We start from the raw sequence: 11,792 nt of genomic DNA, 5'->3' as shown, positions 1-11,792 counted from the left end.
CGCCCTCGGCACCCTGCCGTTGTTCTGGTCCGTGGCCATGTCGCGGATGTCGGGGCTGCTGGCCGCGGCGGGGCTGGGGTCCCGGTCAACGAGGACCAGCAGGTCAGACCGGCGGGGTGTCGTCGGCCGGCGGGTCAGCGGGCCGGTCGGCCGGCCGGCTCTCGCGGCGCGCCGCCCGGCCGGCCGCGTCCGCCGCCGTGCTGGCCCACGCCCGGGCCTTGCCGGCCTGGGTGCCGGCCCAGTCGCCCAGGTCCGCCGCTCCGCCGGTCACCCGGCGGGCCAGCGTCACCAGCGGGTCCTGGGAGTTCTCGAACGACTCGCGGTAGTGGCTGGCCGCCGCCTTCACGTCGCCGGTCACCGAGGTGTTGCCGTCCGAGTCCCGGCGCGGGTAGTCGCCGCCGATGATGCGGCTGTACTCGCCCGAGTCGACCCAGCGGCGCAGTTCCGCCGCGCGGGCCACCGGGACCGGGTGGCTGCTCCACGCGGTCATGCTGATCTTGTGGATGCTGTCGCGCAGGTCGCCGCCACCCTGGTACTCCGCTGCCTGCTCCAGGAACGCCGCCGTGTCGATCTGGGAGAGGTCGCCGCCGCCGGCCAGTTTCATCAGCAGGCGGGTAGACGCGGCCGGGTCCTGGCCGGCGAGCAGGCCCGCGCGGTCGGCCGACAGTTCCGCCTTGCGCCACCACTCGTACATGGCGGCGATGATGGCGCGCAGGGCGATCGCGCCGATCGGGAGCCAGCTGACGTTGGTCGCCCACTTGGTCAGGATCATCATGATCGTCTTGTAGACGGCGTGGCCGCTGCGTACGTGGCCGATCTCGTGACCCAGCAGGGCCCGCAGTTCGTCGTCGTCCAGCTTCTCCACGGCCGCGGTCGTGATCACGATGAACGGCTTGTCCATGCCGATCGCCTGGCCGTGGATCATCGGTGACTGGCTGACGAACAGTTCCGGCAGCTCGGCCACGTCGAGGGTGGTCGCCGCCTCGGTGAAACGCTGGTACACCCGGGGGTACTGCCGGTGGTCGACCCGGATCGAGCCGGCCAGGTACTGCAGGCGGAAGCCGCGCTCGTTCCACATGCCGAAGAACGCCTTCACGACGTCGTCGAAGCCGCGCAGTTCACGCAGGGCGGTGAGGGCGCCGCGGTCGGCGGGGTGTTCCCACGCCCGGGAGCTGATGTCGGTCAGCGTGACCCGTTGCCGGGCCGGCCGATTCTCGTCGTCGATCGTCATGGTGGTCCTTCCGCGCCTCGGTCTCCTGATCGAGATCAGCTTGGCCAATCCGGCAACCCGGGCGCATCGGCTCCGAGCGGGACTTCTCCCGGCGGGGATCAGACTTTCGGCCGACCCGGCCGCTCGCTGCGGCGCCCCGCGCTGAGGTGTTTTTGATGGGCCCGGCCGCTTGTTACGGGCTCGTTACCAGCCCATTCTCAGAGCGTGGCACTCCTCAGCAATCGTGTCGTGCTGGTCAGCGGCGGCACTCAGGGTGTCGGCGCGGCGGTCGCCCGGGCCGCCGCCCGGGAAGGTGCGACCGTCGTCGTGACCGGCCGCCGCCGCGAGCACGGCGTCGCCCTGGCCGCGGAGCTGGACGGCGAGTACGTCCCCGCCGACGTGTCCGACGTGGAGAGTGCCCTGGCCTCCGCGCAGACCGCCATCGACCGGTACGGCCGGATCGACTGCCTCGTCAACGCGGCCGGCCTCACCTCGCGCGGCACCCTGCTCGACACCACCCCCGAGCTGTTCGACCAGCACATCGCCGTCAACCTGCGCGGCCCGTTCTTCCTGATGCAGGCCGCCGTACGGGACATGCTGCGCCGCGGGGCGCCGGGCACGATCGTCAACATCATCTCGTCGTCGGAGCTCGGCGGGCAGCCGTACCTGGCCCCGTACGTGGCGGCCAAGGCTGGGCTGGCCGGGCTGACCCGCAACGCCGCGCACGCGCACCGCTTCGACCGGATCCGGATCAACGGCCTGGACATCGGCTGGACCGACACCGAGGGCGAGGACGCCACCCAGCGGGCCTTCCACGCCGCCGACGACGGCTGGCGCGAACGGGCGGCCGCAGCGCTGCCGATGGGCAGGCTCGGTCAGGCCGGCGAGATCGCCGAATTCGTCGTCCTGCTGCTCTCCCCGCGCAGCGGCGTGGTGACCGGCTCGGTCATCGACTGGGACCAGAACGTGCTCGGCGGGCTGGACTGAGGAAGGAGCCGGACTTGCGGATCGGACTCATCGGGCTGGGCCGGATCGGCGCGTTCCACGCCGAGACGCTGAGCGGGCTGCCCCAGGTCACCGAGCTGGTCGTCACCGACGCGGTGCCGGCGGCAACGGAACGGGTCGCCCGCAAGTACGGCGCCGAGCCGGCCGTCGATCCCGCCGCCTTGCTGCACAGCGGCGTCGACGGTGTGGTCATCGCCGCCGCCACCGACGCGCATCCCCAGCTGATCCTCGCGGCTGTGGAGACGGGGCTGCCGGTCTTCTGCGAGAAACCGGTGGCCCGGGGCGCCGACGCGGCACAGGAGGTGCTGCTGCGCTGCGCGGGCGCGACGGTGCAGATCGGCTACAACCGGCGCTTCGACCCCGGTTTCGTGGCGGCACGGGCGGCCGTCGCGAGCGGCGAGCTGGGCCGGCTGCACACCGTACGGTCGACGACCATGGACCCGGCGCCGCCGCCGGCGGCCTACCTCGCCGGTTCCGGCGGGATCTTCCGCGACTGCGGCGTGCACGACTTCGACATCATCCGGTACGTCACCGGCCGCGAGGTGATCGAGGTGTACGCCACCGGCAGCACCCGCGGCGACGCCATCTTCGCGGAGATCGGCGATGCCGCCTCCACCGCGGCCGTCCTGACGCTGGACGACGACACCCTCGCCGTCGTGTCCAACACCCGGTTCAACGGCCGGGGCTACGACGTGCGGCTGGAGGTGCACGGCAGCGCCGACAGCATCGCCGTCGGGCTGGAGGACAAGCTGCCGTTGCGCTCGGTCGAGCCCGGCGTCACGTTCCCGGCCGGGCCGCCGCACACGTTCTTCATGGACCGGTTCACCGAGGCGTACCGGCGCGAGCTGGCCGCCTTCACCGAGGTCGTCGCCGGCACGCGGGAAAGCCCGTGCACCGTCGCCGACGCGGTCGAGGCCGGCTGGATCGCCGAGGCCTGCACGTTGTCGCTGCGGGAGCACAGGCCCGTACGCGTGAGCGAAGTGAGGAGCGCAGCATGAAGATCGCTGGAGCGCCCATCTCCTGGGGTGTGTGTGAGGTGCCGGGCTGGGGACACCAGCTGAGCCCGGAGCGGGTCCTGCGGGAGATGCGCGAGGTGGGCCTGACCGCGACGGAGTTCGGCCCGGACGGCTTCCTGCCCTCCGACGAGCTCCTGCGGGAGCTGGGTCTGCGCGCGGTCGGCGGCTTCGTACCGGTGGTCCTGCACGACCCGGCGCACGAGCCGGTGCTGGACCTCGACCGGTTCGTGGCCGCCGGGGCGGACACCGTGGTGCTGGCCGCGGCCACCGGCCAGGAGGGTTACGACGCCCGGCCGGAGCTGGACGCTGCGGGCTGGCAGCGGTTGCTCACCAACCTCGACAAGCTCGACGCCCAGGCCCGGGAGCGCGGCCTCACCGCCGTGCTGCACCCGCACGTCGGCACGATGGTCGAGCAGACCGCCGAGGTGCAGCGGGTCCTGGACGGCAGCGGCATCGGGCTCTGCCTGGACACCGGGCACCTGCTGATCGGCGGCACCGATCCGGTGGCGCTGGCCCGGTCCGCCGGTGACCGGATCGCCCACGTGCACGCCAAGGACGTCGACGACAGAATCGCCGCGCAGGTCCGGTCCGGGCAGCGCACCTACACCGACGCCGTGGACGCGGGCATGTACCGGCCGATCGGCGACGGGGACGTGGACTTCGCCGCGGTCGCGGCGGCCCTGCGGCGCCACGACTACGACGGCTGGTGGGTGCTCGAGCAGGACACGATCCTGCGGGCCGAGCCGATCGGCGAGGGCCCGGTGGCCGACGTACGCCGCAGCGCCGACCGGCTACGCGAGATTCTCGGCTGAGGGGAAGCGGTACCTGGTCTGCGTGTACGGCCCCTTGCCGAAGGAGAGCACCTTCGCGGGCCGGATCCCGTAGACCAGGCCGTTGCGCCCGGCCGGGTCCCGGAACGCGTCCTCGCCCACCCCGAAGTCCCAGTCCAGTTTGGACTTCCAGAGTGCCGCCAGCTCCCGCAGCCGGGCCGGCTCGGTGACCCGGACGGCGACGCCCTCGACCACCACGTCCAGCCCGCCGTGCAGCGCGCTGGTGCCGGTGGACAGCACGCAGGCCGGGTTGCGGGCCAGGTTCTTCGCCTTCTGCTCCTGGTCGCCGGTGCAGATGTGCAGCACACCGCGGTCCCAGATCGCCGGCAGCGGGGTGACGTGCGGGCGGCCGTCGGCGCGGACAGTCGACAGGAAGAACATCTCCGACGTCGTCAGCACCCGTTCGACGTCGGCCCACGGCACCGCCGGGGCGCCGGGCTCGCTGAAGTCACCGTTGTATTCGACAGTCGGTGTGGTCATGGTTCCTCGTCTCGGGATAGTTCCTCGGCGCGGGTCAGCAGGGCCCGTCGCACAGGTCCGGCCGGGGCGGCCGCGGCGGCCTGCTCGAAGAGCATCACTGCCCGGCCGGTGTCCCCGGCCCGGGCGGTCAGGTCGGCCTCCGCGGCGATGGCGTACGGGTACCCGTCCAGCGCCCCACCGACCCCGGCCTCGGCCAACAGCCGCAGCCCGGCCGCCGGCTCGTACGCGTACCCGTGGGCCACCGCCCGGTTGAGTGCCACCACCGGTGTCGGCAGCAGCGAGAACAACTGGTCGTAGAGGGCGGCGACGGCCGGCCAGTCGGTCGGCGTCGTGGCGTGGCAGGCGGCGATGCGGGCCTGCAACGCGTACGGGCCGGTGGTCGCCGGCAGCAGCGCGAGCGCCTCGGCGATGGCGGCGTGGTCCCAGAGTGACCGGTCCTGCTGGTCCAATGTGCGCAGGTTGCCGTCGTCGTCGCGGCGTGCGGCCCGCCGGGAGTGCTGGAGCAGGCACAACGCCAGCAGCCCGGTGATCTCCGGCTCCCCCGGCATCAGCTCGGCGAGCAGCCGGGTCAGCCGGATCGCCTCCTCCGCGAAGGCCGGCTCGCCGTCGGCGTCATAACCCCGCGTGAACAGCAGATACAGCACCGCCAGGACGCCGGGCAGACGCTCGGCCAGCGCCGCCCCGGCCGGCACCCGGTACGGGATAGCGGCCGTGGCGATCTTGGCCTTGGCCCGGGTCAGCCGGCGCGTCATGGTCGACTCGGTGACCAGGAAGGCGCTCGCGATGTCCGCGGTCGGCACCCCGGCGATGGTCCGCAGGGTCAGCGCGACCCGGGCCTCCAGCGCCAGCGCGGGATGGCAACAGGTGAAGATCAGCCGCAGCCGGTCGTCCACGACTTCCTCCCCGTCCTCGTCCTCCCGCCCGGCGGGCTCGGTCAGCAGAGCCAGTTCCTGGAGCTTGCGGCGTTCGACGGTCGCGCGCCGCAGCACGTCCAGCGCACGGTTGCGCGCGACCGTCATCAGCCATCCGCCCGGGTTCGCCGGCACCCCGTCCTGCGGCCAGCGTTCGAGGGCCATCGCCAGCGCCTCCTGGGCGCAGTCCTCGGCCAGGGTCCAGTCGCCGGTGATCCGGATCAACGCGGCGACGATCCGGGGGTACGAGTCCGCACCCGCGTCGGCAACCGCCTGCCCGAGGTCCGGCATTCAGCTGGCCAGGTCCACGAACGGCCGCAGCTCCAGCCGGCCGTTGTAGGCCATCGGGTGCTGACGGGCGACCTCGATCGCCTCGTCCAGGTCGGCGCACTCCAGGATGTCGAAGCCCACGATGACCTCCTTGGTCTCGGCGAACGGGCCGTCGGAGACGAGCAGGTCACCGCCGCGTACCCGGACGGTCGTGGCCGCCGCGGGCGAGCCGAGCACGCTGCCCTCCACCCGCCGGCCGGCGGCGTCGTTCTCGGCCACCCAGGCCTCGATGTCGGGCACCAGCGACTCGTCGGTCTCGGGCTCGGTGTCGGTGCAGACGAACATCATGAACTTCATCTCGGGGCTCTCCTCTTCTTCGTGATCTCACCACGGTGACGAACGGGCACCACGGTTCCGGACAGCCGGACGAAGAAAACTTCAGAATTCCGCGGGCGGGGCGTTGTGCGGCGTGATCACCTGGATCGCCGACGGGTTCGAGCGCACCGGCCCGGGCAGCGCGCCCTGCGCCTGCATCACCACCTGGCAGGCCCGACGCAGGTCCTGGCGCAGGTCGTGGTGCAGCACGGCGGAGAGCCGGCGCTCGCGCAGCAACGCCGTGTTCTCCCCGTCCAGGTCGTGCGCGACGAACACGTCGTAGGGACGCCGCTGCCGGTCGAAGGCGTTCACCACCGCGGCGTTGCCGCCGGCGCCGGCATAGAGCGAATAGACCGCGCGGACCGCCGGGTGCGCGGCGAGGACCTCCCGGGTGCCGATGTGTACGGCGTCAGCCCGGTCCTCCTCGTCCACGACCTCCAGCAGCCGGCGCCCCGCGTTACGCGCACGCATCTCGGCCCGGAAACCCATCTCCCGCTCGTCCTCACCCCGGAACGAACCGTGCCCGCGTACCACCAGCACGTCCCCGGCCCGGTCCGCGAGCCACTGCTGCACCAGGTAGGCAGCCGTCGCACCGGCCGCGCGGTTGTCGATGCCCACGTACGCGGCCCGGGCGCTCGTCGGCAGGTCCGTCACCAGGGTCACGACCGGCGTGCCGCGCCCGGTCAGCCGGGTCACCGCGGCCACCACCTCGGGCACGTCCGGGGCCTTGAGGATGACGCCGTGCGAGCCCTTGCGGATCACCCGGTCCAGCACGCCGACGAGGTCGCCGACCGCCGGGCTGTCCAGGAAGTGGAAACGGGACCGGATGACGGCGGGACGCAGCGCGGGCAGCTCGGCCTCGAGGGCGGCGCGCACGGCGGTGCAGAACCGCTGCGGGGCCTGCACGACGACGTCGACCATGAACGTACGGCCGCCGAGGCGCAGCTGCGACTGCTGCCGGTCCAGGTCGGCGATGGCCTGCTCGACCTCGCGGACCGTGCTCGCCCGGACCCCGCCCCGGGCGTGCAGCACCCGGTCGACCGTGGCGGGGCTCAGCCCGGACTGGGCGGCGATCTCGCGGATCCGGTACGGGTGCTTCACCCCGTACACGATGAGGGTTTTTTGAGGGGTTCTCAAGGGCTTTCGAGGTGGTCGTCGGGCCTAGCCTGCCCGTATGACTACCTGGTTCTCGGCGGCCGACTGCCGCCTCGCCGACTTCCGGACCCTGGTCGAGCAGGAGACCGACCGGGCCCACTACCCGCACGCCGCCCAGGTGCGGCAGAACGTGCTGATCTACGAGCCGGACGTGCACGCCGCCGACCGCCGCGAGGTGCAGTCCGAGCTGGCCCGCGCACTGCTCGATGGCCCAGGCATCGTGGTCTTCCGGGGCGCGTTCGACCCGGCTGTGGTGGACCGCGCCTCCGGGGTCTTCACCGCGATGATCGAGGAGCAGAAGGCGGCCGGGGTGGTCGGCGGCGACCACTTCGCCAAGCCGGGCGCCAACGACCGGGTCTGGGGCGCGCTCGACAAGTTCGCCCTGCGGGATCCGGCGGCGTTCGCCGACTACTACGCCAACGACGCCCTCGCGCTGGTCTCGTCGGCCTGGCTGGGCCGCGGCTACCAGGTCACCTCCCAGATCAACGTGGTGAACCCGGGCGGACAGGCCCAGGTGGCGCACCGCGACTACCACCTCGGCTTCATGAGCCGGGAGCAGGCCGAGAGCTATCCGGCGCACATTCATCAGCTCTCCCCCGCGCTGACGTTGCAGGGTGCGGTCGCGCACGTCGACATGCCGGTGGAGACCGGCCCGACGCTGTACCTGCCGCACTCGCAGAAGTACCCGCCCGGCTACGTCGCCTTCCACCTGGCCGAGTTCACCGCCTACTTCGAGGCCAACTACGTGCAGCTGCCGCTGGAGAAGGGCGACGCGGTGTTCTTCAACCCGGCGCTGTTCCACGGTGCGGGCACCAACCGCAGCGCGGACGTGCGCCGGATGGCGAACCTGCTGCAGGTGTCCTCGGCGTTCGGCCGGGCCATGGAGACCGTGGACCGGACCGCCATGTGCCACGCGCTCTACCCGGTGCTGCGCGGCTTCACCGGGAACGTGGCGAACGTGGTCGCGGCGGCGGCCGAGGGCTACGCGTTCCCCACGAATCTGGACCGTGACCAGCCGATCGGCGGGCTGGCCCCGCCGACCCAGGCGGAGCTGCTCCGGCAGGCCCTGACCGAAGAGTGGGACACGCCACAATTTACCAAGGCCCTGCTTGACCAGCAGGAACGCCGGGTCTGAGGAATCCCGGCCCAGCAGCGATCTTGGGGCTCGGACGCTATGGTGGAACGAGCGCCCGAAAGCGGCGCGAGCCCCGGGTCGAGAGGCGCTGCGACGGAGTCCACGGACATCCGCCACGCTCGGCCCCTCGGGTCACAGACGCAAGGGCGCCTCCCGATGAGGGGGGTGCCCTTCTTCATGAACAATCGTCTCCAGCAGCGCAACGGCCTCGACTTCGCCGTTGCCGACCTGTCGCTGGCCGCGTTCGGCCGCCACCAGATGCGTCTGGCCGAGCACGAGATGCCGGGCCTGATGTCGATCCGCGCCGAGTACGCCGACACCAAGCCGCTGCGCGGCGCGCGCATCGCCGGCTCGCTGCACATGACCATTCAGACGGCCGTGCTGATCGAGACCCTCGTGGCTCTCGGCGCCGACGTCCGCTGGGTCTCCTGCAACATCTTCTCGACCCAGGACGAGGCCGCCGCGGCCGTCGTCGTGGGCCCCGAGGGCACGGTCGAGGCGCCCACCGGCACCCCGGTCTTCGCCTGGAAGGGCGAGACGCTGGAGGAGTACTGGTGGTGCACCGAGCAGCTGTTCACCTTCGGTGACGGCCTCGGCCCCAACATGATCCTCGACGACGGTGGCGACGCCACCCTGCTCGTGCACAAGGGCCGGGAGTTCGAGCTGGCCGGCGCGGTCCCGGCGACCACCGCCGAGGACAGCCACGAATACACGATCATCCTCGACACCCTGCGCCGCAGCCTGGCGTCGGACTCCCAGCGGTTCACCAAGATCGCCGACGGGATCAAGGGCGTCACCGAGGAGACCACCACCGGCGTCGCCCGGCTCTACAAGTTCGCCAAGACCGGCGAGCTGCTCTTCCCGGCGATCAACGTCAACGACTCGGTCACCAAGAGCAAGTTCGACAACAAGTACGGCATCCGGCACTCGCTGGTCGACGGCCTGAACCGGGCCACCGACGTCATGCTCGGCGGCAAGCTCGCCGTCGTCTGCGGCTACGGCGACGTCGGCAAGGGCTCGGCCGAGACGCTGCGCGGCCAGGGTGCCCGGGTCGTCGTCACCGAGATCGACCCGATCTGCGCGCTGCAGGCGGCCATGGACGGCATGCAGGTCGCCCGGATCGAGGACGTCGTCGCCGAGGCCGACATCTTCATCACCACCACCGGTGGCCAGGACATCATCACGCCCGAGCACATGGCGCAGATGAAGCACAACGCGATCGTCGGCAACGTCGGTCACTTCGACGACGAGATCGACATGGCCGGCCTGGCCAAGGTCCCGGGCATCGAGAAGGTCGAGATCAAGCCGCAGGTCCACGAGTGGCGCTTCCCGGACGGTCACGCGGTGATCGTGCTCTCCGAGGGCCGCCTGATGAACCTGGGCAACGCGACCGGGCACCCGAGCTTCGTGATGTCGAACTCCTTCACCAACCAGGTGATGGCCCAGATCGAGCTCTGGACCAAGCCGGAGGCGTACGACAAGCAGGTCTACGTGCTGCCGAAGCACCTGGACGAGAAGGTCGCGCGGCTGCACCTGGACGCGCTCGGCGTCCGGCTCACCACGCTGACCAAGAAGCAGGCGGAATACCTCGGCATCGACGTCGAGGGCCCGTACAAGCCGGACCACTACCGGTACTGACCGATCGACGGCCCGGGTCTCTCCGCTCGCCGGGAGACCCGGGCCACCGTCGATCATGAGCGCGCGATCGGCCGTCGTCCGGGAGAATGTGCCGGGTGAAAGTCGAGACGACGTTGCTGTTCATCCTGGCCGGTGTCGCCGTGGTGGTCGCGATGCGCTGGGTCGCCGGCAAGACCGGACTGCCCGCCGCCGCCCTCCTGACCGTCACCGGGATCCTTTACGCCGTCCTGCCCGGTCCCAACATCGAGCTGGACCCCCACCTGGTCCTGACTCTCATACTGCCGCCGCTGCTCTACAACGCGGCGCTGGACTCCTCACTGGTCGACATCCGGCGCAACCTGCGCACTGTGATCAGCCTCTCCGTGGTGCTGGTGTTGCTCACCGCCGTGCTCATCGGCTACGGCTTCAGCCTGTTCGTGGCCGGCGCCACCCTCGCCGCCGGGGTCGCGGTGGGCGCCGCGGTGGCGCCGCCCGATCCGGTGGCCGCGCTCGCGATCGGCAAACGGATCGGCCTGCCCCGCAACATCGTCACCCTGATCCAGGGTGAGGGCCTGCTCAACGACGCCACCGCGCTGACCCTGCTCAGCGTCGCGCTGGCCGCCGCCTCCAACGGCAGCTTCTCCATCACGTCCGCGGTGGGCGAGTTCGTCATCATGGCGGTCGGCGGGGTCATCGCCGGGATCCTGGTCGCCTACGCGGTCCGGGCCGCCCGCCGGCTCATGCAGGACCCGCTGATCGCCAACGCCATCTCGCTCGGCACGCCGTTCGTGGCGTACCTGCTGGCTGAGCGGGTGCACGTCTCCGGTGTGCTGGCCGTGGTGGTGGCCGGGCTGATCGTCGGGCACGACATGCCCAGGATGAGCTCGGGCGCGAGCCGGCTGCAGGTCAGCGCGGTCTGGCGGCTGGTCGACTTCCTGCTGGAGGGACTGGTCTTCCTGATGATCGGCCAGCAGCTGCCGGCCGTGGTCCGGGGCCTGTCGCAGTACGAGACCTCGACGATCGTCATCGCGGTGTCCATCTCCGTCGGCGTGGTGCTGCTGCTGCGCCCGCTGTTCCTGGTGCTCACCCAAATGCTGCCGATCTCGCTGCACACCCGCCTCGGCGGCACCAGCGACGAGACCGAACAGCGCGGCAAGGAACGGGAACGCCGGCTCAACGGCAAGGAGATCACGGCGCTGAGCTGGGCCGGCACCCGCGGAGTCATCACCCTGGCGGCGATCTTCACCGTGCCGCTCACGCTGCGCGACGGCTCGCCGTTCCCGGACCGGGACCTGCTGCTGTTCTGCGCCTTCGTCGTGGTGCTGGTGACGCTGGTCGGCCAGGGCGTCACTTTCGCCCCGCTGGTGCGGCTGCTCGGGCTGCGCGCCAACGAGGCCGACAAGGTACGGCTGCGCAACGAGGCCCGCTCGGCGTCGGTGCAGGCGGCCCTGGACCGGCTCGACGAGATCGACCACGAGAAGCACGACGACATCGAGGACCACGCCATCGAAACGGTACGCAAGCAGCTCGGCTCCCGGATGGAGCGCTACCGCCGCCGGCTGGACCTGCTCGACCAGTCCGACTCGGACGAGGTGCCGGTGTCCCCGCAGTACGAGGCCGGGCTGCGGGTGCGCCGGGCGGTGATCGACGCCCAGCGGGAGGAGCTGCTGCGCTGGCGGGACGCGGACCGGCTCTCCGACGAGGGTCTGCGGGTGCTGGAACGCGAGCTCGACTTCGAGGAACGCCTGCTCCCCGACCGGCCCCGCTGACCGGTGCGGCCGCCGGCCC

Annotated in this window: 11 protein-coding genes; 6 read left to right on the top strand and 5 right to left on the bottom strand. The window is 71.5% G+C overall.

What is annotated here, in order from left to right:
• Positions 1–103: 103 nt before the first annotated feature.
• Positions 104–1,231, bottom strand: coding sequence for a M48 family metallopeptidase (locus AB0C29_RS15290; RefSeq protein WP_360820540.1), 1,128 nt, complete (start codon positions 1,229–1,231; stop codon positions 104–106).
• Between the two features lie 204 nt (positions 1,232–1,435).
• Here AB0C29_RS15290 and AB0C29_RS15285 point away from each other — a divergent pair, with 204 nt between their 5' ends.
• Genes AB0C29_RS15285 through AB0C29_RS15275 form a run of 3 tightly spaced genes read left to right on the top strand, consistent with a single transcriptional unit; the run spans position 1,436 to position 4,043 of the window.
• Positions 1,436–2,197, top strand: a complete 762-nt coding sequence (locus tag AB0C29_RS15285) for an SDR family oxidoreductase (protein WP_360820538.1) — start codon at positions 1,436–1,438, stop codon at positions 2,195–2,197.
• A 14-nt stretch (positions 2,198–2,211) separates the two neighbouring features.
• Positions 2,212–3,213, top strand: coding sequence for a Gfo/Idh/MocA family oxidoreductase (locus AB0C29_RS15280; protein WP_360820536.1), 1,002 nt, complete (start codon positions 2,212–2,214; stop codon positions 3,211–3,213).
• Positions 3,210–4,043 carry a TIM barrel protein gene (locus tag AB0C29_RS15275; protein WP_360820534.1) on the top strand — a complete coding sequence of 278 codons (834 nt, stop codon included), beginning with the start codon at positions 3,210–3,212 and terminating at the stop codon, positions 4,041–4,043. The genes AB0C29_RS15280 and AB0C29_RS15275 overlap by 4 nt, the downstream gene beginning before the upstream one ends.
• Here the strand turns inward: AB0C29_RS15275 and AB0C29_RS15270 are convergent.
• The 4 genes from AB0C29_RS15270 to AB0C29_RS15255 form a co-directional block, all read right to left on the bottom strand.
• The gene (locus AB0C29_RS15270; protein WP_360820532.1) at positions 4,023–4,541 is read right to left on the bottom strand and encodes a pyridoxamine 5'-phosphate oxidase family protein; all 519 of its coding nucleotides are present in this window, start codon (positions 4,539–4,541) and stop codon (positions 4,023–4,025) included. The two genes, AB0C29_RS15275 and AB0C29_RS15270, sit on opposite strands and share 21 nt — an antisense overlap.
• On the bottom strand, positions 4,538–5,743 hold the full coding sequence (locus AB0C29_RS15265) for a sigma-70 family RNA polymerase sigma factor (protein WP_360820530.1): 1,206 nt from the start codon (positions 5,741–5,743) through the stop codon (positions 4,538–4,540). Before AB0C29_RS15265 ends, AB0C29_RS15270 begins: the two co-directional genes overlap by 4 nt.
• A complete protein-coding gene (locus AB0C29_RS15260) occupies positions 5,744–6,079 on the bottom strand; it encodes a YciI family protein (RefSeq protein ID WP_360820528.1) in 336 nt (111 codons plus the stop codon).
• 81 nt (positions 6,080–6,160) lie between these two features.
• The gene (locus AB0C29_RS15255; protein WP_360820526.1) at positions 6,161–7,198 is read right to left on the bottom strand and encodes a LacI family DNA-binding transcriptional regulator; all 1,038 of its coding nucleotides are present in this window, start codon (positions 7,196–7,198) and stop codon (positions 6,161–6,163) included.
• Between the two features lie 73 nt (positions 7,199–7,271).
• Between AB0C29_RS15255 and AB0C29_RS15250 the strand changes: the two genes are divergently transcribed.
• The 3 genes from AB0C29_RS15250 to AB0C29_RS15240 all read left to right on the top strand — a co-directional run bounded on the left by AB0C29_RS15250 (position 7,272) and on the right by AB0C29_RS15240 (position 11,773).
• Positions 7,272–8,387, top strand: a complete 1,116-nt coding sequence (locus AB0C29_RS15250; protein WP_360820524.1) for a phytanoyl-CoA dioxygenase family protein — start codon at positions 7,272–7,274, stop codon at positions 8,385–8,387.
• A 177-nt stretch (positions 8,388–8,564) separates the two neighbouring features.
• Positions 8,565–10,025 carry an adenosylhomocysteinase gene (ahcY, locus tag AB0C29_RS15245; RefSeq protein WP_360820522.1) on the top strand — a complete coding sequence of 487 codons (1,461 nt, stop codon included), beginning with the start codon at positions 8,565–8,567 and terminating at the stop codon, positions 10,023–10,025.
• 86 nt (positions 10,026–10,111) lie between these two features.
• The gene (locus AB0C29_RS15240; RefSeq protein WP_360820520.1) at positions 10,112–11,773 is read left to right on the top strand and encodes a Na+/H+ antiporter; all 1,662 of its coding nucleotides are present in this window, start codon (positions 10,112–10,114) and stop codon (positions 11,771–11,773) included.
• Positions 11,774–11,792 lie beyond the last annotated feature (19 nt).

It is taken from the genome of Actinoplanes sp. NPDC048791 (assembly GCF_040650095.1).
Lineage (GTDB): Bacteria > Actinomycetota > Actinomycetes > Mycobacteriales > Micromonosporaceae > Actinoplanes.
This window is presented reverse-complemented; position numbering and strand designations above follow the sequence as displayed.